At 51.5% G+C, this 22453-nt stretch carries 20 protein-coding genes and 2 pseudogenes; 11 read left to right on the forward strand and 11 right to left on the reverse strand.

Annotation, left to right across the window (positions count from 1 at the left end):
* The first annotated feature begins 1 nt into the window (after position 1).
* Positions 2 to 2416 carry a fimbrial biogenesis usher protein gene (locus tag FDW88_RS19430; RefSeq protein ID WP_137363194.1) on the forward strand — a complete coding sequence of 805 codons (2415 nt, stop codon included), beginning with the start codon at positions 2 to 4 and terminating at the stop codon, positions 2414 to 2416.
* Complete coding sequence (locus FDW88_RS19435) at positions 2413 to 2994, forward strand: hypothetical protein (protein ID WP_249354905.1); 582 nt, start codon at positions 2413 to 2415, stop codon at positions 2992 to 2994. The genes FDW88_RS19430 and FDW88_RS19435 overlap by 4 nt, the downstream gene beginning before the upstream one ends.
* 105 nt (positions 2995 to 3099) lie before the next feature.
* Here the strand turns inward: FDW88_RS19435 and FDW88_RS19440 are convergent, their stop codons facing one another.
* On the reverse strand, positions 3100 to 3792 hold the full coding sequence (locus FDW88_RS19440) for an aspartate/glutamate racemase (RefSeq protein WP_137363199.1): 693 nt from the start codon (positions 3790 to 3792) through the stop codon (positions 3100 to 3102).
* A 142-nt stretch (positions 3793 to 3934) separates the two neighbouring features.
* Between FDW88_RS19440 and FDW88_RS19445 the strand changes: the two genes are divergently transcribed.
* From FDW88_RS19445 to FDW88_RS19465, 5 genes are all read left to right on the forward strand, one after another.
* Positions 3935 to 4261: a cupin domain-containing protein gene (locus FDW88_RS19445; RefSeq protein ID WP_137363195.1), complete on the forward strand. Its 327-nt coding sequence runs from the start codon at positions 3935 to 3937 to the stop codon at positions 4259 to 4261.
* Between the two features lie 480 nt (positions 4262 to 4741).
* The gene (locus tag FDW88_RS19450) at positions 4742 to 5632 is read left to right on the forward strand and encodes a carbohydrate ABC transporter permease (protein WP_137363196.1); all 891 of its coding nucleotides are present in this window, start codon (positions 4742 to 4744) and stop codon (positions 5630 to 5632) included.
* The gene (locus FDW88_RS19455; protein WP_096755835.1) at positions 5625 to 6527 is read left to right on the forward strand and encodes a carbohydrate ABC transporter permease; all 903 of its coding nucleotides are present in this window, start codon (positions 5625 to 5627) and stop codon (positions 6525 to 6527) included. Before FDW88_RS19450 ends, FDW88_RS19455 begins: the two co-directional genes overlap by 8 nt.
* A gap of 12 nt (positions 6528 to 6539) precedes the next feature.
* Positions 6540 to 7667 (forward strand): ABC transporter ATP-binding protein, encoded by a 1128-nt coding sequence (locus FDW88_RS19460; protein WP_096755834.1) that lies wholly within the window; start codon positions 6540 to 6542, stop codon positions 7665 to 7667.
* A gap of 13 nt (positions 7668 to 7680) precedes the next feature.
* The gene (locus tag FDW88_RS19465) at positions 7681 to 8967 is read left to right on the forward strand and encodes an ABC transporter substrate-binding protein (RefSeq protein ID WP_096755833.1); all 1287 of its coding nucleotides are present in this window, start codon (positions 7681 to 7683) and stop codon (positions 8965 to 8967) included.
* 86 nt (positions 8968 to 9053) lie between these two features.
* Here FDW88_RS19465 and FDW88_RS19470 read toward each other — a convergent pair whose 3' ends face one another.
* The 3 genes from FDW88_RS19470 to kduI all read right to left on the reverse strand — a co-directional run bounded on the left by FDW88_RS19470 (position 9054) and on the right by kduI (position 12442).
* Positions 9054 to 10472: a sugar porter family MFS transporter gene (locus FDW88_RS19470; protein WP_115257557.1), complete on the reverse strand. Its 1419-nt coding sequence runs from the start codon at positions 10470 to 10472 to the stop codon at positions 9054 to 9056.
* Positions 10473 to 10786: 314 nt separating this feature from the next.
* Entirely contained in the window at positions 10787 to 11548 is a 762-nt protein-coding gene (kduD, locus tag FDW88_RS19475; RefSeq protein WP_096755831.1) for a 2-dehydro-3-deoxy-D-gluconate 5-dehydrogenase KduD, read from the reverse strand.
* A 57-nt stretch (positions 11549 to 11605) separates the two neighbouring features.
* A complete protein-coding gene (gene kduI / locus FDW88_RS19480; RefSeq protein ID WP_096755830.1) occupies positions 11606 to 12442 on the reverse strand; it encodes a 5-dehydro-4-deoxy-D-glucuronate isomerase in 837 nt (278 codons plus the stop codon).
* Positions 12443 to 12901: 459 nt separating this feature from the next.
* Here kduI and FDW88_RS19485 point away from each other — a divergent pair, with 459 nt between their 5' ends.
* Positions 12902 to 14077, forward strand: coding sequence for an oligogalacturonate lyase family protein (locus tag FDW88_RS19485; RefSeq protein ID WP_096755829.1), 1176 nt, complete (start codon positions 12902 to 12904; stop codon positions 14075 to 14077).
* A 167-nt stretch (positions 14078 to 14244) separates the two neighbouring features.
* Here the strand turns inward: FDW88_RS19485 and FDW88_RS19490 are convergent, their stop codons facing one another.
* The 3 genes from FDW88_RS19490 to FDW88_RS19500 form a co-directional block, all read right to left on the reverse strand.
* Positions 14245 to 14928, reverse strand: coding sequence for an oligogalacturonate-specific porin KdgM family protein (locus FDW88_RS19490; RefSeq protein WP_096755828.1), 684 nt, complete (start codon positions 14926 to 14928; stop codon positions 14245 to 14247).
* 458 nt (positions 14929 to 15386) lie between these two features.
* Positions 15387 to 16565 (reverse strand): acetyl-CoA C-acetyltransferase, encoded by a 1179-nt coding sequence (locus tag FDW88_RS19495; RefSeq protein ID WP_096755827.1) that lies wholly within the window; start codon positions 16563 to 16565, stop codon positions 15387 to 15389.
* Positions 16566 to 16668: 103 nt separating this feature from the next.
* Entirely contained in the window at positions 16669 to 17553 is an 885-nt protein-coding gene (locus FDW88_RS19500) for a LysR family transcriptional regulator (protein ID WP_117343813.1), read from the reverse strand.
* 101 nt (positions 17554 to 17654) lie between these two features.
* Between FDW88_RS19500 and FDW88_RS19505 the strand changes: the two genes are divergently transcribed.
* Both FDW88_RS19505 and FDW88_RS19510 read left to right on the forward strand, forming a co-directional pair.
* Positions 17655 to 18110 carry a multidrug/biocide efflux PACE transporter gene (locus FDW88_RS19505; protein WP_137363197.1) on the forward strand — a complete coding sequence of 152 codons (456 nt, stop codon included), beginning with the start codon at positions 17655 to 17657 and terminating at the stop codon, positions 18108 to 18110.
* 151 nt (positions 18111 to 18261) lie between these two features.
* Positions 18262 to 19482 (forward strand): amino acid permease, encoded by a 1221-nt coding sequence (locus FDW88_RS19510; protein WP_249354906.1) that lies wholly within the window; start codon positions 18262 to 18264, stop codon positions 19480 to 19482.
* 52 nt (positions 19483 to 19534) lie between these two features.
* On the opposite strand, the gene rcnR is transcribed toward FDW88_RS19510, so the two are convergent.
* On the reverse strand, positions 19535 to 19807 hold the full coding sequence (rcnR, locus tag FDW88_RS19515) for a Ni(II)/Co(II)-binding transcriptional repressor RcnR (RefSeq protein ID WP_016154292.1): 273 nt from the start codon (positions 19805 to 19807) through the stop codon (positions 19535 to 19537).
* Positions 19808 to 19926: 119 nt separating this feature from the next.
* Here rcnR and FDW88_RS19520 point away from each other — a divergent pair.
* Positions 19927 to 20178 (forward strand): annotated as a pseudogene (locus tag FDW88_RS19520) (nickel/cobalt efflux protein RcnA); the annotation flags it as partial.
* Here the strand turns inward: FDW88_RS19520 and FDW88_RS19525 are convergent.
* From FDW88_RS19525 to arsR, 3 genes and pseudogenes are all read right to left on the reverse strand, one after another.
* A pseudogene (locus FDW88_RS19525) lies at positions 20171 to 21349 on the reverse strand (TRC40/GET3/ArsA family transport-energizing ATPase); the annotation flags it as partial. The pseudogenes FDW88_RS19520 and FDW88_RS19525 sit on opposite strands and share 8 nt — an antisense overlap.
* Before the next feature lie 16 nt (positions 21350 to 21365).
* Positions 21366 to 21728 carry an arsenite efflux transporter metallochaperone ArsD gene (gene arsD / locus FDW88_RS19530; RefSeq protein WP_048998181.1) on the reverse strand — a complete coding sequence of 121 codons (363 nt, stop codon included), beginning with the start codon at positions 21726 to 21728 and terminating at the stop codon, positions 21366 to 21368.
* 47 nt (positions 21729 to 21775) lie between these two features.
* Positions 21776 to 22126 (reverse strand): As(III)-sensing metalloregulatory transcriptional repressor ArsR, encoded by a 351-nt coding sequence (gene arsR, locus FDW88_RS19535; protein WP_049025755.1) that lies wholly within the window; start codon positions 22124 to 22126, stop codon positions 21776 to 21778.
* Between the last annotated feature and the right edge of the window lie 327 nt (positions 22127 to 22453).

The following is a 22453-nucleotide window of genomic DNA, read 5'->3' on the forward strand; positions in this document are numbered from 1 at the left end:
GATGCATAATAAAAAGCCTCTGGCCCACATTATTCGCGCCGCGTTATACGGCGCACTTCCGCTCATTTTTCTGCCTTCTCAGGGCGCACTGGCGCGCGAAGTCACCTTCGATACCGGCATTCTGCAGTCCCGCGGCCTCAGCGCCGACCTGAACCGCTACTTTTCGAAAACGCCCCGCTACCTTCCGGGCGTGCATTCGGTGCAGGTGGTGGTCAACGGCAAAGGACGCGGTACCGCCGCCGTCCGCTTTGGTGAAGACGGTACCCTGTGCATCGACAAAGACTTTCTCGATTTTGCCGGGCTGATGCCCGTTCCCCTGAAATCAGACGAGCAATGCCACAATATCACCACCGACTACGCACAGTCGGTGGTCAACGCCCTGCCGGGGCAGAACAGCGTCGAGCTGTTCCTGCCGCCCGAAGCGCTCAACAGCCTGAACGGCGACATCAAAAACTTCCAGCACGGCGGCAGCGCCGGGATGCTCAACTACTCCCTGTTCAGTACCCGCAGCGAATACCAGGGCAGCGAAAGCAATACCTATTCACAGGCCAGCCTCGAAGGCGGCTTCAACGTGGCCGACTGGGCCCTGCGCAGCCGTTACATCCTGACAGACGATGATGGCGATAAGAATGCTGAAAGCCTCTATACCTACGCCGAGCACGTCTTTGCCGCACAGAGAATGACCCTGCAGGTCGGCGAAATCAACGCCACGTCTGACGTCCTCAGCGGCGTACCAATTACCGGCATGCAGCTGACCCCGACCAGCGCTCTGCAAAGCAGCGGCACCGGGGTCAGCGTCTCCGGGATCGCCCGGGGTTCACAGGCCCGCGTTGAAGTGAGACAAAACGGTCGCCTGATATTTAACACCCTCGTCCCTGCCGGGCCCTTCACCCTTGAAGACGTCCCCGTCGTGCGCAGCAACGTCGATCTCGAGGTCACCGTCATCGAGTCCGACGGTGCCTCCAGCCGCTTTATCGTTCCCGCCTCCGCCGTCCGGGCCCAGGGGCTGGCCCGCCCGCAGGGACTTTCCGCCTCCGTGGGACGGGTGCGCAATATTGACGGCGATTATGACGATCCGTGGGTCGCTAACCTGTCCGACGGCTGGCGTGTTCTGCCGCGCCTCAACATTCTGGCCTCCGGCATGCTGGCGCAGGATTACCAGGCCAGCGGCGCACAGGCTGATGTGCTGCTCACTGACACCTGGAGCGCATCGGCAAGCGTCGCGGGCAGCCGCGAGCAGTTTGGCGAAGCGGACAGCGGCCTGAAAACCGAGCTGCAAAGTTCACTCTCCCTCAGCGAACAGGTCAGCATCTCCGGCAGTGCCGCCCATTACAGCGGCGGCTACCGCGAACTGGCCGACGCCCTGGACGATGATTTCCAGCCCTACGATAATACCTGGTCCACCAACCTGAGCTGGTCCTCCGGCCCTGCCGGCACCTTTAACTTTGGCTTTACCTACAACCAGGCCGGAGGCGACGGCGAGGACTCCCGCTATATTCTCGCCTCGTGGGGGAAAACCTTTAAATACGCCTCAGTGTCAGTGAACTGGCAGAGCGCCGTCGGCAACAGCGACGACGACCAGGACGACGATATGCTGTACGTCAACCTCAGCATCCCGCTGGGCGGCTCACAGAGCATCGGTTCGTATATGCGTAACCAGGGCGACCGCACCAGCTACGGCGTGCAGAACTCAGGTTCGCTGTCGGAGCACACCAGCTATTCCCTTTCCGCTGACCGGGATAACGAAAGCAACGACAACAGCGTTAACGGCAGCATCAGCAGCAACCTGCACTACACCCAGTTAGGCCTCGGCGGCGGCAGCAACGGCAGCCATCAGCGCAACTATAACGCCTCGCTCTCCGGCGGCGTGGCTGTGCACAAAAACGGCGTCACCTTCACGCCGTACTCCATCCGCGACACCTTCGCCATCGCGACGCTGAACGAGCCCCGGGCCGGGGTGGAAATCAGCACGCCGCAGGGCACGGTGTGGACGGATAAATGGGGTCAGGCGGTGATCCCGGGGCTCAACGAATGGCGCAACTCGCGTATTGAAATCGATGCCAACAAACTGCCGCAAAGCATGACCCTGGCCAACGGTACCAAGTACCTTGCCGCCGCCCACGCGTCGGTGAGCGAAGTCAGCTTTAAGATCCTCAACAGCCGCCGGGTGATGCTGCGGGTGAAACGACCTGACGGCAGCGCGCTCGGCAAAGGGCTCTCGATTGTGGACGGGAAAAGCAACTATATCGTCACCAGCGTCGATGACGGCCACGTGTTCCTGAACGATGCCGATCAGATCGATGCCCTGTACGCGATGGACAACAACAATAACCGGATTTGTCAGATAGCCTACGTCCTGAGTGATAAAAGAGACGAAGAGGCGTTTTATGAAGAAGTGAACGGAGAATGCCGATGAAAAAGCCGATGAAAAACAGCGTGAAATACCTCGTCGTCGGCCTTGGGCTGGCGTTGTCCCCGTTAACCCACGCGGATGAAAACGACTGCCAGCTAACCGTCTCTCAGTCAGAAGTGAATTATACACAGCTACGCCGCGAGGACGTTGTCACCACCCAGCAGAGCTGGCACAAAATGGCCGAACGGGAGATCACCGTCAACGCCTCGTGCCCGGAAAATGTACAGATGGGCGTGCAGGCGCTGGGCGCGGCGGGCGAAAAGGGGCGCTTCCAGTTTGGTCAGAAAGGCGGCGTGGCCTTTAAAGTCAGTCACGTCACCGTGGATGGCAAAGAGTACAGTGCGGGTAAGACGGTCGATCAAATCAATCTGACGCCGGAAAGTGGCAGCGGTGCAGCGCAATACATTCACAGCAATGATGTTATCGTCGCGGTAGAGAACAACGCGGTCCCGGCAGGCAAGCAGATGAGCTTCACCGTCACTTTGTTCCCGGTACTGAACGACAGCGCGTTTAGCGGTAACAGCGATGAAACGGCGCTGGAAACGGATATCACCTGGCAATTATTAACCAGAGCGAAATAGGTATTTCAGGCAACATTGCCGGATGGCGACACAAAGCGTCTTATCCGGCCTACCTCCACACACCCGTAGGCCGGATAAGCGCAAGCGCCATCCGGCACCCCAGCATTAAGACAGCATAAACTCCACTGCATCCGCCGCGTGAATCGCTGCCGTATCAAATACCGGGATCGGGCTTAATTCTGCTGGCACCAGCAGACCAATCTCGGTACAGCCAAAAATCACCCCTTGCGCTCCCTGGCTTTCCAGGTCGCCTATCACACTCAGGTAATAGTCGCGCGAGGCGTCGCTGAATTCGCCGAGGCACAGCTCGTCAAAAATTATCTGGTTAATTTTCTGCCTATCGCCTTGTTCGGGAATCAAGGTGCTAATACCAAATTCATCCTGTAGGCGACCGCGATAGAAATCCTGCTCCATGGTGTAGCGCGTACCCAACAGCGCCACATTACTCATATTCTGCTGACTGATGGCGCGTCCTGTTGCATCCGCAATATGCAGAAAAGGCACATCACAGGCGGCTTCAATCGCCCCGGCCACCTTATGCATGGTGTTGGTACACAGCACAATGCCCTCGGCACCGGCCTGTTGAAGTCCCCGCGCAGCCTGCGCCAGAATGTCGCCCGCTTTATCCCACTCGCCACGACTCTGACACAGCTCAATCTCATGGAAATCCACGCTGTGCAGTAGGATCTGCGCCGAATGCAGGCCACCCAATCGCTGTTTTACGCCTTCGTTAATCAAGCGATAATAAGGAATGGTCGATTCCCAGCTCATACCACCTAACAGACCGATCGTTTTCATCATTTTCCCCGCGTTCGTTACCGTCATGCCAGTGAAGCAAAGATGTGATCAACTTTCCACATCTGTGAGCAAGCGTTTCTTTTTTACTCTTTCTGATATAAATTTAATGAAACATTGTTTCAACATACTACAGGACTGCCGGATGTTTATTTTTCATAAAGAAACCACCCTTGAAGATTTGGGCAATGGCGTAAGCCGCCGCATTCTGGCTCACGATGGCAAAATGATGGCCGTTGAAGTCAACTTTGAACAAGGCGCAGTTGGCCCAATGCACTGCCACCCGCACGAGCAGCTAACCTACGTGCTGTCAGGTGAATTTGAATTTACCATTGGCGAAGAAAAGCATGTCGTGCGCGCCGGTGACACGTTATATAAACAACCCAATATTATGCACGGCTGCGTGTGTTTAAAGCCGGGAACATTACTGGATACCTTCACACCGGTACGTGAAGACTTCCTGAAAAGATAATGTCCCCCTTTATTTCAAGCCTTCCTTAGTGGAAGGCTTTTTTATGCCCGCAATAGCATTGTTAGCATGTTAATAATATAACTTTCATTACTTTAACCCGCCAAAAAAGCTGCCATACATGTCGTCATAACCCATAGAAATCCGGCAGGAATTTTTAAAATATGACGCGCACCTCACCTATTTGAAACGCCGTTTCGACTTTGATCACATTTCCATCATTATGTGAATGACGTAGAAACAAATCGCAATAAAATAAATTAAAACGATGTTTTACAAATCAAGAGCGGCGGTTCATTCATGTTGATCGTTAGGATGACAACCGGTTAATGACAACATTAAAAGCATTGTATATCAATCATTAACAGGGAGCATTGGTATCGCAAACAGACACAGAACGCCGACACACCGGGCATCCAGAGAGTATGTCCGGTTCGTTACAACCGAATCCGTATTAAACCATTACTCGCCAGGTAGGTATGTATGAATGAAAACAGAATGCTGGGATTGGCGTGGATATCACCCTATATCATAGGGTTGATAATCTTTACCGCCTTCCCATTCGTTTCATCTTTCTTCCTCAGTTTTACTGAGTATGACTTGATGAGTCCGCCGGTGTTTAACGGCATCGAGAACTATCGCTACATGCTGACAGAAGATGCTCTCTTCTGGAAATCCATGGGCGTGACGTTCGCCTACGTATTTTTGACAATCCCATTAAAACTGGCATTTGCATTAGGGATTGCGTTTGTTCTTAACTTTAAATTACGCGGTATCGGCTTCTTCCGTACGGCTTACTATATTCCGTCCATCCTCGGTAGCTCCGTGGCTATCGCCGTGCTGTGGCGTGCGCTGTTTGCCATCGACGGTCTGCTGAACAGCTTTATCGGTGTATTAGGCTTTGACCCGGTTAACTGGCTGGGTGAACCCTCGCTGGCACTGATGTCCGTGACCCTGCTGCGCGTCTGGCAGTTTGGCTCCGCGATGGTTATCTTCCTCGCGGCGTTGCAAAACGTACCGCAGTCTCAGTACGAAGCGGCAATGATCGATGGCGCATCCAAATGGCAGATGTTTATGAAAGTCACCGTGCCGTTGATTACGCCGGTTATCTTCTTCAACTTCATCATGCAGACCACACAGGCATTCCAGGAGTTTACTGGCCCGTACGTGATAACCGGCGGCGGACCAACCTACTCCACCTACCTGTTCTCCCTGTACATCTACGACACGGCCTTCAAGTACTTTGACATGGGCTACGGCGCGGCGCTGGCCTGGGTATTGTTCCTGGTTGTTGCGATCTTTGCGGCCATTGCCTTCAAGTCTTCGAAATACTGGGTGTTCTATTCCGCCGATAAGGGAGGCAAAAATGGCTGATATCCAACAAATCTCTGAAGCTCAGAGCATCGCTGAGCGTGAAGTTGCCCGCACCCTGCGTCGGGAAAAAATTAACGCGGCCATCCGCTACGTGATCCTGCTGTTGGTAGGGCTGCTGATGCTGTACCCGCTGGTGTGGATGTTCTCGGCCTCGTTCAAACCGAACCACGAGATCTTCACCACCCTGAGCCTGTGGCCTGCAAACGCCACCTGGGATGGCTTCGTCAACGGCTGGAAAACCGGTACCGAATACACCTTCGGCCATTACATGCTGAACACCTTTAAGTATGTGATTCCGAAAGTCATCCTGACCATTATCTCTTCCACCATCGTGGCATACGGCTTTGCCCGCTTCGAGATCCCATGGAAGAAATTCTGGTTCGCCACGCTCATCACCACCATGCTGCTACCAAGCACCGTCTTGCTGATCCCGCAGTACCTGATGTTCCGTGAAATGGGCATGCTGAACAGCTATATGCCGCTGTACCTGCCGCTGGCCTTCGCCACGCAAGGGTTCTTTGTCTTCATGCTGATTCAGTTCCTGCGCGGCGTACCGCGTGACATGGAAGAAGCGGCGCAGATTGACGGCTGTAACTCCTTCCAGGTGCTGTGGTACGTGGTGGTGCCGATTCTGAAACCGGCCATCATCTCTGTCGCTCTGTTCCAGTTCATGTGGTCAATGAACGACTTTATCGGGCCGCTGATTTATGTCTACAGCGTGGATAAATACCCGATTGCACTGGCGCTGAAAATGTCCATCGACGTTACCGAAGGTGCGCCGTGGAACGAAATTCTAGCAATGGCGAGTATCTCCATTCTGCCATCCATCATTGTGTTCTTCCTGGCACAACGCTACTTCGTACAGGGCGTTACCAGCAGCGGAATTAAAGGTTAAGAGGGAAATATCATGGCTGAAGTGATTTTTAATAAACTGGAAAAAGTGTACTCCAACGGCTTCAAAGCGGTACATGGTATCGACCTGAAAATTGCAGAAGGGGAATTCATGGTGATTGTCGGGCCATCCGGCTGCGCCAAGTCCACCACCCTGCGTATGCTGGCCGGTCTGGAAACCATCAGCGGCGGCGAAGTGCGTATCGGCGAGAAGATTGTGAACAATCTGGCACCGAAGGAGCGCGGGATTGCAATGGTGTTCCAGAACTATGCGCTGTACCCGCACATGACGGTGCGTGAGAACCTGGCGTTCGGCCTGAAGCTAAGCAAAATGCCGAAGGCACAGATTGATGCCCAGGTAAACGAAGCAGCGAAGATCCTCGAACTGGAAGAACTGCTGGAGCGCCTGCCTCGCCAGCTCTCCGGTGGTCAGGCACAGCGTGTGGCCGTTGGCCGTGCGATTGTGAAGAAACCGGACGTGTTCCTGTTCGACGAACCGCTGTCCAACCTTGATGCCAAACTGCGTGCCTCAATGCGTATCCGTATTTCCGACCTGCACAAGCAGTTGAAGAAATCCGGCAAGCCGGCCACCACCGTGTACGTGACCCACGATCAGACCGAAGCGATGACCATGGGTGACCGCATCTGCGTGATGAAACTGGGACACATCATGCAGGTTGATACCCCGGATAACCTGTACCACAAGCCGAAAAATATGTTCGTGGCTGGCTTTATCGGCGCACCGGAGATGAACATTCGCCCCTGCAAGTTGGTGGAACAAGAGGGACGCCTGCACATTGCCATCGGCAATGAAACCATGCCGTTGAACGACGAAAAGCAGGAGAAAGTCTCTTCTTATGTCGGTCAGGATGTCTTCTACGGCATCCGTCCGGAATTCGTCGACGTCGCCGAAGAGCCTTTTGCCGAAGGCAACTGCAGTGGCGAAATGGTACGCGTGGAAAACATGGGCCATGAATTCTTTGTTTACCTGAAAGTGGCAGATTACGAACTGACTGCTCGCATCCCTTCAGATAAAGCTAAGCCAATGATTGATAAAGGTCTTAACCGCAAGGTGCATTTCAAGTTCGATATAAATAAATGTCATCTCTTTGACGCAAAAACTGAAAAGAACATCTCTCTCTAATGGAGTTATAAAAATGAAAAAAGTGCTTTTAAGCGCCGCTATCTCCGCCACTCTGGGCCTGACCGCGCTGCCTTCTATGGCAAAGGATGTTGATTTACGTATGTCCTGGTGGGGGGGCAATGGCCGCCACCAGGTCACGCTGAAAGCGTTAGAAGAGTTTCACAAGCTGAACCCGGATATCACCGTCAAAGCCGAATATACCGGCTGGGATGGTCACTTATCCCGCCTGACCACGCAGATTGCGGGCGGTACCGAGCCGGATGTGATGCAAACCAACTGGAACTGGCTGCCGATTTTCTCGAAAAATGGCGACGGTTTTTACGACTTGAACAAAATGAAGGACGTGATCGACTTAAGCCAGTTCGATCCAAAAGAACTGCAGTCCACTACCGTTAACGGCAAGCTGAACGGGATCCCCATTTCCGTCACCGCGCGCGTGTTCTACTTTAACGATGAAACCTGGAAAAAAGCGGGCGTTGAATACCCGAAAACCTGGGATGAGTTGATGGCTGCGGGCAAAACGTTCGAAAGCAAGCTCGGCAAACAGTACTACCCGGTGGTACTGGAGCATCAGGACACGCTGGCGCTGCTGAACTCGTACATGATCCAGAAGTACAACATTCCAGCCGTAGATGAAAAGACCAAGAAATTCTCCTACTCCAAAGAGCAGTGGGTTGAGTTCTTCCAGACCTATAAAAAGCTGGTTGATAGCCACGTAATGCCAGACACCAAATACTATGCGTCGTTTGGTAAGAGCAACATGTATGAAATGAAGCCGTGGATCCAGGGCGAATGGGGTGGCACCTACATGTGGAACTCCACCATTAACAAGTATTCAGATAACCTGAAGCCACCGGCGAAGCTGGATCTGGGTAGCTACCCGATGATGGAAGGTGCCACGGACGCAGGGCTGTTCTTTAAACCTGCGCAGATGCTGTCTATTGGCAAATCCACGAAAAATCCGGAAGCCGCCGCGAAAGTGATTAACTTCCTGCTGAACAGCAAAGAAGGTGTCGAAACGCTGGGTCTGGAGCGCGGCGTGCCGCTGAGTAAAGCAGCCGTTGAAATCCTGACGCAAAACGGCACCATCAAAGAAAACGATCCGTCCGTCGCTGGGTTACGTCTGGCGCAGTCGCTGCCAACCAAACTCACCGTGTCGCCATACTTTGACGACCCGCAGATCGTGGCGCAGTTCGGTACGTCACTGCAGTACATCGACTACGGTCAGAAAACCGTGGAAGAAGCTGCCGCAGACTTCCAGCGTCAGGCTGAACGTATCCTGAAACGCGCGATGCGCTAAATAAAAAGCCGGGTGGCGGCTTCGCCCTACCCGGCCAATGCGAACCTGTCGGCCCGGTAAGCGAAATCCGCCACCGGGCATTAACATTACACGCCGATATTCCGCAACTTCTCTCCCGCCATCAGCTTGCGTTCGATATGTTCCAGAGTGACGTTTTTGGTTTCAGGAATAAGCCAGAACGTAATACCAATGAATACGACATTCAGCGCGGTATAAAGCCAGAATGTACCGGCCGCGCCAATACTGTCGAGCAGCGTCAGGAACGTTGCCCCGATGATCATATTCGACACCCAGTTGGTGGTGGTGGAACAAGTGATACCAAAGTCACGGCATTTCAGCGGCTGAATTTCCGAGCACAGGATCCACACCACCGGCGCGGCGCTCATCGCATAGCCGGCGATACACATCATGGTCATGCCGACGGACAGCCACGATAACCCGCGGGATGCCGTGCCGTTATCAAACTGCATCAGGCAGTAGCCCAGCACCAATGTTCCCAGCGCCATCACGGTAAAACCAATTTTCAGCGCCGGTTTACGCCCGGCTTTATCGACGGTAAAGACGGCGATAAACGTAGCAAACATAAAGGTTAAGCCAACCACCAGTGTGGCAATCATCTGCTGTTCTGTGGTGGTAAAGCCCGCCATTTTAAAAATCCGCGGCGCGTAGTACATGATGATGTTCATCCCGGTGAACTGCTGCATCGCCTGCAGCAACATACCGAGGAAAACCGCACGACGCACGTTACTGTTGATCTTAAACAGCGCCCATCCGCCCTGCTTTAGCTTCAGGCTTTCGCGGATGTCATTCAGTTCATCGCGGGCTTTTTCCGAGGTATCTCGCAGCATACGCAGCACTTCTTCGGCTTCAATATGACGCCCTTTTTGCGCCAGCCAGCGCGGGCTGTTCGGTAAAAACACCACCAGAACAATCAGCACCACCGCAGGCAGGGCCAGCACGCCGAGCATGGCCCGCCAGTTGCCGGTGTAGCTGAACGCCGTATCGGATAAAAAGGCCAGCACAATGCCCAGCGTAACCATCAGCTGGTACATGCTGATCATTTTTCCGCGCACGTTTTCACTGGCCATTTCTGAGAGATAAAGCGGCGCGGTATAGGAAGCAATCCCGACGGCAACCCCCAGTACTACCCGGGCGGCGATCAGAAGCTCAACGCTTGTCGCGAATGCCGATCCCAACGATCCGAGAACAAAGAGGATTGCCCCTACCATCAGACTGTATTTTCGCCCGAGGCGGAAAGAGAGCCAGCCGTTGAACAGTGCGCCAATTGCCGCACCCAGCATCATGCTGCTGACTACCCACTCCTGCAAACGACTGCTTAGCGCAAAGTGTTCAGTGATAAACGGCAGCGAACCCGCGATCACCCCAATATCCAGACCAAATAATAATCCTGCGACAGCAGCGGAAACTGAGACAAACAGATTCATACGTCGCGTGTCGCGCATTGCGCGCGGTGCTAATGCAGCATCATGATTAATTGAGACCATTTTTTCCTGCCAGAAACAGAGTAAGACATAAAACTGAAAATAAGGGATCCCTTGCCAGGGGCGTCAGGCTGGAAACGGCATAGTTATGGATAAAATAGCTAGCCCATACCGTTATGTGATGGACATTACAATTTTAAAATTTATAGATAATTACTCAATAAAATTTAATACACTGATATTAAAGAGTATTAAATATTACCGTTTCATACATATGAAATTATTTATGGATTAATTTATAACCATAATATGGATTAAAATAACTTAAAACCAAAAAAAACCTGCCGTTGGCAGGTTTTTTAATACTGGAGAGGGAATTAACGCGCCAGCCAGCCGCCGTCTACTGCAACGGTATAACCATTGATGTAGTCAGATGCGCTGGAGGCCAGGAATACGATTGGCCCCTTCAGATCGTCAGGCAGACCCCAACGGCCTGCCGGGATACGATCGAGGATTTCTGCGCTACGCTGCTCATCAGCACGCAGCTGTTGCGTGTTGTTGGTCGCCATGTAGCCCGGTGCAATCGCATTGACGTTGATGTTGTGTTTTGCCCACTCGTTCGCCATCAGGCGGGTTACGCCCATCACGCCGCTTTTTGATGCGGTGTAAGACGGCACGCGGATGCCACCCTGGAAGGAGAGCATAGAGGCGATGTTAATAATTTTCCCGCCGTTGCCCTGCGCGATGAAGTGCTTCGCCGCCGCCTGGGACATAAAGAATACGCTCTTAATGTTCAGGTTCATGACGTCGTCCCAGTCTTTTTCGCTGAAATCGATCGCATCATCACGACGAATAAGACCCGCATTGTTCACCAGAATATCGATATGGCCGAATTCTGCCACCGCGCGCTCCAGCAGTGCCGGAATACCGTCAATCTGACGCAGGTCGGCAGTCAGGCTTAAAAAGCGACGGCCCAGGGCGGTAACACGTTCGATAGTTTCTGTCGGCTCAACAATGTTGATACCCACGATATCGCAGCCCGCTTCCGCCAGACCCAGCGCCATACCCTGGCCCAGACCGGTGTCACAACCTGTCACAACGGCGACTTTACCTTCAAGAGAGAATGCATTCAAAATCATTGTTAATCCTTATTTTTTATAGTGCCCATCACCGACAGGCTGAGTGGCCGCCCGCGACTAGCGCAGATCTTTTACTGCAACGTGATCCATGTCATCAAAGACCTGGTTTTCGCCAACCATACCCCAAATAAACGTATAGGCTTTTGTGCCCACGCCAGAGTGGATAGACCAGCTTGGAGAAATAACAGCCTGCTCGTTGTGCATCACAATATGGCGCGTTTCCTGAGGCTGCCCCATCATGTGGAATACACAGGTGTCTTCTTCCATATTGAAGTAGAAATAGACTTCCATGCGGCGTTCATGGGTATGGCACGGCATGGTATTCCACAGGTTACCCGGCGCCAGTTCAGTCAGACCCATGCTCAACTGGCATGTTTCCAGAACATCCGGCACAAAGTATTTGTTGATGGTACGGCGGTTACTGGTGAGATCATCACCCAGCGTCACCGGCGCAACGTCTGCTGGCGTGACTTTTTTGGTTGGGTACGCGGTGTGTGCCGGTGCACAGTTGTAGTAAAACTTCGCCGGAGTTGCCGCATCAAGGCTGGCAAACACCACTTCTTTGGCACCTTTACCGACATACAGCGCATCGCGGTGACCGATTTCATAGCATTGACCATCGACGGTAATCGTGCCCGGACCACCGATGTTGATCACGCCCAGCTCACGGCGTTCGAGGAAATACGTTACGCCCAGCTGTTTGCCAACTTCACCACCAACGGAAACGGTTTTGGCCACCGGCATAATCCCGCCGACAATAATACGGTCGATGTGGCTGTAAACCATGGTGTATTCGTCTGCGACAAATACCTGTTCTACCAAAAATTCGTTACGCAGCGCCTGGGTGTCCAGGGTTTTAGCATGCGCACTGTGGATACTTTGTCTTACGTCCACATTTACCTCCAGTGATAAATTGACCGTGAATACGTTATCGGATAGCGAAACGTCGTTCCGTTTTTCCTAATGCGTTAATGATATCTCTCCCGGAACGCGTTTTCAATTACAACTAAAACGATGTTTCACTTTTTCTGCATCTTATTATCAAAAGTGTAGTTGCGATCACGCTAGCGACGGAAAATCGGCAGATAACAAAAAACAACTGGATTTAAAAACCATATAAAACAGATAGATGTAAAATAATAAGAAATGATAACTCCATGGAGGTAGAGATAAAGCATTCAACAACCTCTCGCCGCAGAAATGCTTTCTTATGCTTTTTGTTACAAATTGCGTCATCAATCACACATGATGAAACACTGTTTTGATAAATTATCACTTGGTTTTTAAATTCATCATAAATCTGGGTGCTGACGCAGATTGCTGAAATCCTGCGTACGGTAAAAGGAGTGCATTATGGCTAAAGGCATGCGGGTCAAGCTGAACTATGAGATCAGCCGCGATCCGGATACAGGCGTGGAAGTCACCCGACTGACCCCACCAGAAGTAACCTGTCATCGAAACTATTTCTATCAGAAATGCTTCTTTAATGATGGCAGTCACCTGCTGTTCGCCGGTGAATTTGATGGTCACTGGAACTACTATTTACTGGATCTTGCCAAAGCCGAAGCCGTTCAGTTGACCGAAGGCGCAGGTGATAATACCTTCGGCGGTTTTTTATCGCCGGACGACAGCGCCCTCTACTATGTCAAAAACGACCGCACCCTGCTGGAAGTGAATCTCAAGACGTTGGCAGAACGCGAAGTGTACCGCGTGTCTGATGACTGGGTGGGCTACGGTACCTGGGTTGCCAACAGCGACTGTACAAAACTGGTCGGTATCGAAATTGCTAAAAGCGACTGGACACCGTTAAACAGCTGGCAGCTGTTCCATGACTTCTTCCATAAAGGCCCGCACTGCCGACTGCTGCGCGTCGATTTACGTACCGGCGACAGCGCGGTGATTCACGAAGAGAAAAACTGGCTGGGTCATCCGATTTACCGTCCGTTCGACGATAACACCGTCGCTTTCTGCCATGAAGGTCCGCACGATTTGGTCGATGCGCGAATGTGGCTGGTCAATGAAGACGGCAGTAACGTGCGTAAAGTTAAGGATCATGCGCAGGGTGAAAGTTGCACCCATGAATTTTGGGTCCCGAACGGCTCGGCGCTGGTCTATGTCTCGTACCTGAAAGGTCAGCAAGGACGCACCATCTCCAGCTACAATCCTGATACCGGCGTTAATGAAGCCGTAATGTTAATGCCTGCCTGCTCGCATTTAATGAGCAATTTTGATGGCACATTGCTGGTCGGCGATGGTTCAGGTACACCGGTAGACGTGAAGGATACTGGCGGGTACACCATCGATAACGACCCTTATCTGTATGGATTTGATGTAGCGAAGAAAAGCTGTTTCCGCATCGCACGCCACGATACTTCCTGGGCTACCGTGGCAAACAGCCGTCAGGTCACCCACCCGCATCCGTCGTTTACACCAGACGATCGCGCGGTACTTTTTAGCTCAGACAAAGATGGCAAACCGGCGTTGTACATTGCCAAACTGCCCGAGCAGCCGGAACTGTTTCAACTGTAGTCCCCGAAATGATTGTGCCCTGTTTTTAATTTAATGTTTCTGTAACTGGCCTTGCCCTCCTCGCGGAGGGCTTTTTTTATTAATAGAAAAGCTCAAGACTATAAATAATAAGCAGCAGAAAACCCCGGCCAACATCTCCGGGGTATTTCGCCAGCTATTGATGGTATTTAGAAAGAATAGGCGACGCCCATACGGAAACGAGTTTGACGCTCATCCGTTGTTTTCACACCCACGTTCCCGACTTCAACATACGGTGCCCAGTTTTTATCCCACTTATAGGCTAACTTGGCATTATATTCATTGGAGTAGGTTTTATTATTATTACGCGCGACACCTTCGGTGCTTTTGGCGTAAACATAGTTCAGCTCAGTACGCCAGTCACCCAGCACAAAACCAACCCACGCATCCCCACGGTTTACCTTATCATCTTCTTTATTGGAGCTTGAAGGATAGCGTGTATATTCATAACGATAGCGGGTAGCTACATAGAAACCATTCTCAAAACTGTACTGCAGGTGCAGGTTCGGTTTGTAGATGGTGCGGCTGTCATTACTTTCAAGTGTCAGACCTGGCGTTACCGCAATATTGCTGGTTGCTTTCCAACGCCAGTTAATTGAGTCTTCATGACCGTTACCCACTACATCAGCAAAAGGCTGGTCAGCTTTATCACCGCCCGATTTCCATTTTGCTTCAACGGTAAAACCTAAACCATTTTCAAAACGATGCGACACCGACACGCGATCAGCATTAGACCCGCTATCAATATATTCATGTCGTAAGTCAACGGTGACAGCCTGCGCTGCAAATGACGCACCAATTAAAGACGCAAGCACCAGAGTGTTCTTAAACATATGCTACCCTCAAATTAAAATGATGTTCCTTTTTTATGGAATTGCATTTTATTTTTTTAACACCACTATTTTAGTGATCATGATCGTAATTATTTGTTTCAAAAAAAATGGACAACAACAGCGTGATGAATATCAAACAAAAATCATCTAAAAACCCGAAAACAAAGATCATGATCACGGTTCATTTTATTTAAAATGAATGGCAGAAGTATTAATCACAACAATTTATATTAAAAACAATGAGATACAACAAAACACGCAGTTAATAACGCAAGTTATATTACCTGTGATAATTATACACTTTTGTATTATTAATTAAGTTATAAGCGAAAAGGGTAAATCAGAGGAGGGATTTTGCTTCAGAGTTTTTCTGAATAGATTTTACTTATTTCAAAATATAACAGGTGAGCGCTGTCACATTTGCATGGGCGTATTTGAGAGGATTAATTTAGAGCGGATCAGTCACGTTCGATGGCCAGCGCCACACCCTGGCCGCCGCCGATGCACAGCGTTGCCAGACCTTTATGCGCCCGGCGTTTCACCATTTCATGGACCAGTGAAACCAGAATACGGCAGCCGGACGCCCCAATCGGATGACCGAGCGCAATGGCCCCACCGTTCACATTCACCCGGCGTTCATCCCACTCCAGCATTTTGCCGACAGAAAGCGCCTGCGCGGCAAACGCTTCGTTGGCTTCGATAAGATCAACATCCGCCAATTGCCAGCCAACTCGTTCCAGGCAACGTCGCGTCGCGTACACCGGCGCAATGCCCATCAACGCAGGATCAACCCCGACGCTGGCAAAGGCACGAATGCGCGCCAGCACGGGTAAGTTCAGCTCTTGGGCCTTGGCTTCGCTCATCATCATCACGGCAGCAGCACCATCGTTTATTGATGACGCGTTACCCGCCGTAACGGACCCCAAACGATCAAAGGTAGGATCCAGACGCGCCAGCCCTTCTGCGCTGGCATCGGTTCTCGGCTGTTCGTCGGTATCCACCACTATCGATTGCCCGTTACGCTGAGTGACCACAGGCACAATTTCATCTTTAAACCGCCCAGCATCGATCGCCATACGCGCTTTGTGTTGCGAATGAAGCGCGTAGGCATCCTGTAATTCACGGCTGATACCGTATTCCCGCGCCAGGTTTTCCGCGGTAACGCCCATGTGATAATCGTTGAAAGCATCCCACAGGCCGTCGTGCACTAGGCTATCGACCAGTTGACTATTACCGAGTTGCGCCCCGGTGCGACTGTCGGTCAGGACATGTGGGGCGCGGCTCATATTCTCTTGTCCACCGGCAATCACAATGTCGGCTTCACCGCACTGGATAGCCTGCGTCGCCAGATGCAACGCCTTCAGGCCCGAGCCACAAACGTCGTTAATGGTGATGGCGGAAACGGTGTTGGGGAGTCCTCCGTTAATGGCAGACTGGCGTGCCGGATTTTGCCCCGCACCAGCCGTGAGGACCTGACCCAGGATCACTTCATCAATAGAGTGAACATCCACCCCGGTGCGTTCCATTAACGCCCTGACCACCATACTGCCTAATTCAACGGCAGAGTGGCGTGCCAGCGTACCCTGGAAACAGCCAATCGGTGTCCTCAACGCCCCCACTATCACAACCTCTTTCATCACTACCTCAGCGCAAAATGACAGCGCAATAGTAGATGATTGTTAAGAATAGTTATCTTAGTTGTTTAAAAAATGGTGAGTTTTATCACAAAGGAAATGTGTATCATTTATCTATCATCGAAACGCCACCCTGTTGTAAGTGATCGCGTAGCCAGCTTCCCGCCACGCCAGGCGGCGATTTCTTGTTCCACAGCAGATCGATAGAGATAGCCTTTGGCCAGCCAGGCACCTTCAGCTGTACCAGCTGTTTTTCCGCAGCAAACTCCTCCACCAGCGCACAAGGCAGCGCACACCAGCCAAATCCCTGCACCGCCATACTGAGCAACAATAAATAGTTGGGTGCAGACCACACAGGGCCACGCGCCACGTTAGTGCCGCTTTCCAGATAGGTATTTAGCCGCAGCTCGCGCCAGGTACGCAGTTGCTCCCACTGCAGTTTTTCCTGCGCCGCTAGCGGGTGCGAAACCGCCACGTACAATCCCATCAAGGTTTGCATCGGCAGGCGCGTGACACCCATGTCCGTGGGGTAATCCTCACGCGCTTCAAGGAGACCAACCTGCGCACGTCCCTTTTGCAGCAGATCGATTACGTCCTCATCTTCGCCAATCAGACATTCAAACTCGGTGTGCGGAAACAGTCGGTCAAACTGCACCATCAAATCTTCCAACACATCCGGATGCAGGGTGTCCGAAAGCACAAAAGTCAGACGTGCTTCCGTTGCGCCCGACAGCGAAATCGCCGCCTCGTCCAGCCGCTCGCTGGCCGACAGAATCGCCTGCACATAGCCAAGAATCCGCTTGCCTTGCTCGGTGAGCGTGGGTTGACGTGAAGAGCGGTCAAACAACGCAAAGCCGAGATCGGCTTCCAGATTGGCTATCGCCGTGCTGATGGTGGACTGACTTTTGCGTAACCGCCGCGCCGCCGCAGAAAAGGAGCCGCAGGAGACGGTCTCAACAAATGCCGTTAATGCTTCAGGAGAGTAGCGCATAAACTATCTACTTTATCGATGGATTCTATCTTTTAGATATCACATAAAACGATAAAATTACCACTATTCCGTTATCCGGGCATCAAAGAAGGTTTTAGGTTATGCAACACGATACAGTCCAACGCCGTTCGTTAATGGAACGTATTTTTCACGCCGTCTGTTTTGAGGGTATTGCCACCGCCGTTCTCGCGCCAACCGCCGCGTGGTTGATGCAGCGCTCAGTGCTGGAAATGGGCGGATTGACCATACTTCTGGCGACCACGGCGATGATCTGGAATATCATTTATAACGCCCTGTTTGACCGCTTATGGCCGACTCACCTGGTAAAACGTACGGCTAAGGTCCGCGCATTTCACGCGTTAGGTTTTGAAAGTGGGTTTATTGTGATTGGAGTGATCATTATGGCGTATGTGCTGAACGTCAGCCTGCTGCAAGCATTCACCCTGGAAATTGGTTTCTTCCTGTTCTTCCTGCCGTACACCATGTTTTATAACTGGGCGTATGACACATTACGCGAGCGCGTAATGAAACGTCGCCAGCAGCGCGTTACTGCCTGATAATCCAATGAATAGTCGGAATTATCTCCATTCCGGCTATTCATCCCTTCTCCCGCCCACATGCTCACACCTCCCCCAGCCCCGCTCATTTGTGGTAAATTGCGCTTCTTTTTGTTTATTTTATAGTTGATACGTTCAAATAATGTAGAAAATTTGGTCAAAAGAAGAGACTCTCTGGAGCTTCGCGTTATACGGGACTGCCGTCGGCGCAGGAACCCTTTTCCTCCCCATACAGCTGGGTTCTGCTGGCGCGGTGGTGCTGTTTATCACCGCACTCGTCGCCTGGCCTTTAACCTACTGGCCACATAAAGCGCTGTGCCAGTTTATTCTGTCATCCAAAACCTCAGCGGGTGAAGGGATCACTGGCGCAGTCACCCACTATTACGGCAAAAAGATAGGCAGCCTGATTACCACCCTCTATTTTGTGGCCTTCTTTGTGGTGGTGCTGATCTACGCCGTGGCGATCACCAACTCACTCACCGAACAGCTGGCAAAACATATCGAGATCGATCTTCGCGTACGTATGCTGGTCAGTCTCGGCGTAGTGCTGGTGTTGAATTTGATTTTTCTGATGGGTCGCCAGGCCACCATTCGGGTGATGGGTTTTCTGGTATTCCCGCTAATCGCTTACTTTTTGTTTCTGTCGCTCTACCTGACCGGAAGCTGGCAGCCAACGTTACTCACCGGCCAGATGTCGTTTGATCAGCACACGCTGCATCAGGTCTGGATATCGATTCCCGTGATGGTTTTCGCTTTTAGCCATACGCCGATTATCTCCACGTTTGCTATCGACAGACGTGAGAAATACGGCGAGCAGGCCATGGGTAAATGCAAAAAAATCATGAAAGTCGCCTACGTTATCATCTGCCTGAGCGTGCTGTTTTTCGTCTTCAGCTGTCTGATGTCGATTCCGGTAAATTACATTGAAGATGCGAAGCACGAGGGCGTGACCATTCTGTCCGCGCTGTCGATGATGCCCAACGCGCCCGCATGGCTGTCGATTTCCGGGATCATCGTCGCCGTAGTGGCGATGTCAAAATCGTTCCTCGGCACCTACTTTGGCGTGATTGAAGGGGCGACAGAGTTGGTCAAAACGTCTCTGCACCAGGTTGGTGTGAAGAAAAGCCGGGCCTTTAACCGCGCCCTGTCTATTATGCTGGTCTCCACCATCACGTTTATCATTTGCTGCATTAATCCAAATGCAATTTCAATGATTTACGCGATTAGCGGGCCGCTGATCGCCATGATTTTGTTCATCATGCCGACATTGTCTACCTATCTGATCCCGACCCTGAAGCCGTACCGCTCGGTAGGCAATCTGATCACCCTGATTGTCGGTCTGCTGTGCGTATCTGTGATGTTTTTTGGCTAGAACGTGTTGTTTAACGGCTCATTCCACTATGTGGATGAGCCGTTAAACTGAATTATTTGATGTAGGAGTCCAGCACCTTCAGCACGACGTCCAGATCCTCTTCACGTTTGATTTCATCACCCTGATGCACGATATGCTCGGTCAGATGACCTTTAATCACTTCACGCATTAATCCGTTTACCGCGCCGCGAATTGCCGCAATCTGCTGTAAAACGGCGGCGCATTCATGCGGTTCATCAAGCATAGTTTTCAGCGCGGCTACCTGCCCCTGAATCTTACTCGCGCGGGCTTTGAGCTTTTGTTTGTCGCGGATCGTATGTGACATCGTCCTGTCCCCGTTGCATAAATCATGACGTACTATACCGTGCCGATCTACTGGGGGGTAGTATTCGGTACTGGGGGGGAGTAGAATCTGACGAAACAAACCAACTAAGAATCATTCTCATGGGTGAATTTTCGACGCTTCTTCAGCAGGGCAACGCCTGGTTCTTTATTCCCAGTGCGATTTTATTGGGCGTGCTACACGGCCTGGAGCCGGGGCATTCCAAGACCATGATGGCGGCCTTTATCATCGCCATTAAAGGCACCATCAAACAGGCGGTCATGCTGGGACTGGCGGCGACGCTGTCGCACACCGCCGTGGTGTGGTTGATTGCGCTGGGTGGGATGTATATCAGCAAAGCCTTTAGCGTTCAGTTTCATCGTGAGGGTTAATTCGGCTGACCTGCAGATTTTTAAGACTTCCATTGAGCGTTGCACTGAGATGTGCAGCGGGATCTGAGGTGGTGAGATGGACATCAAATCCCATATCCGCCAGCCTGACGGCGATGGCAGCAGCCATCGTGGTTTTACCTACGCCACCTTTGCCCATCAGCATAATCAAACCGTGTTCACTGCGAGCGATATCATCAACCAGGACAGAGAGCGATAAGTTTTCAGGCGTGTACAGGACGTTCCTTGCAGGCAGCGGTAATGCTCTTGCACTGGTGTCCAGTAGTCCCTTCAATGCAGACACGCCAACCATGTTGACTGGCTGGAGTAATAAGGTATCTGTCGATAGCTCAGATAAACCGGCAGGAAGATTTGCCAGTGCTTCCTGTTCCCGTTGCCATATCGCAGCGGCAAGGGCGTCATGTTCAGCTTCTGCTTTAGGCAGCACACCATTAATAACCAGGTACTGGTTTTTCAGGCCAATTGCAGCCAGTTCTTCATGAGTGCGGGCGACTTCCTGCAGCGTAGATTTTTGCAGTCGTGCAACCAGAACCAGGCGGGTACGTTCAGGATCGGATAGCGCCTCTACTGCATGAGCATACTGCTCACGCTGCTTTTCCAGCCCGGCCATTGGGCCAAGACAGGAAGCACCATCTGGATTACTTTCAATGAAGCTACTCCAGGCACAGGGAAGCTGGAGAAGGCGAATCGTGTGGCCCGTCGGCGCTGTATCAAAAATGATGTGATCAAAGCGGGTCAGCAGAGAAGCGTCGGTCAGTAAGCCAGTAAACTCATCGAACGCCGCAATCTCAGTCGTACAGGCTCCTGAAAGCTGTTCGCTGATACTGTTAACAACGTCATCAGGCAGAAGACCTTTGATAGGATCAACGATTCTGGAGCGGTATTGTTGGGCGGCTTCCTGCGGGTCAATCTCCAGAGCAGAAAGCCCAGGAACTGCCGTCACAGGGCGAATGGTGTTACCGATAGCCTGGTCGAATACCTGGCCGACATTCGAGGCAGGATCGGTACTGACCAGCAAAACCCGCTTACCCTGTTCGGCAAGGCGGATAGCCGTCGCGCAGGAAATGGAAGTTTTTCCTACGCCTCCCTTACCGGTAAAAAACAGATAAGGCGGGATGTTCTGTAAGAATTTCATATGTCCTCCTGACATATCAGCAACAGGAAGTATTACCACCACAGCAGCTGGTGGGAGCTAACCCTACCCTCTCCAGCGGTATACCAAACCAGCGAGCTATCTCAGCACGTTTTGGGTACCGCCCTGCCATCACCGTTTCACCGTCCAACAGCAGTAGCGGAAGCCCTTCTGCTCCAGATGCTTCGAGGAATACTTTCGCTTTCTCATTATGAACAAAGCTCATGGGCTGCTGCGCCAGGTTGTAACGTTCAACCTGTACGCCACGTCCTTTCAGCCACTGCACATCAGCAGAGAAATCAACCAGAACCTGATCGATATCTGAGCCACATACGCCGGTACTGCAGCACATTACCGGGTCAAACACCGTTAACGTTTTCATCTTTAACACCTCATATCCGGAAAAGCATATATGTGCAGGCAAAATTTTTAGAGGCAAACAGCCTTACCGCTGCCAGAGCAGTTGGTTGATGCGAGCTTACGGGCGATGGCCTGTACGTCGTCCTGTTGGCTTAACCAAGCCTGCTCAATCACCTGAGCGGCCCAGGAAGGAATATGCGGGGATAAGCGGTAGTGAACCCACTTGCCCTGCTTGCGATCCAGCAATAGTCCACTTTCCCGGAGCATTGCCAAATGACGGGAGATCTTTGGCTGCGACTGATCCAGCGCCGTACAGAGATCGCACACGCACAACTCTCCCATTTCCCTGAGCAGTAACACGATGCCCAAGCGGGTTTCATCGGAGAGATTTTTGAAGAGTCGTAGGGAAGTTAGTAGCATCTGTCCTCCGGTTGATTTAATAACAGGATACTCTGTAGGTTTACAATCGCAACAATACATTCGAAAAAACATATGTAACTGTTGTCGTGGAACATTTTATCCTGATATCAGAAACTTGGTTAACTTATTGATATTCATATTTTTATACGTTTCCTTAAAGGGTGTAACTCCCATTCTGAATGCAAATAAAATATTTGGGGATTCAAGAAATGTTGATAGAACAAACTTCTTATGGCGTTACGCCGATGCTAAACTGAACTAAAGGTTTTACTTGTATGGGTATTGAATCGCCACGGAAAATCTAGACACTTCCGAGCCGTTGATAAT

It is taken from the genome of Citrobacter sp. wls829 (assembly GCF_005280825.1).
GTDB lineage: Bacteria > Pseudomonadota > Gammaproteobacteria > Enterobacterales > Enterobacteriaceae > Citrobacter > Citrobacter gillenii.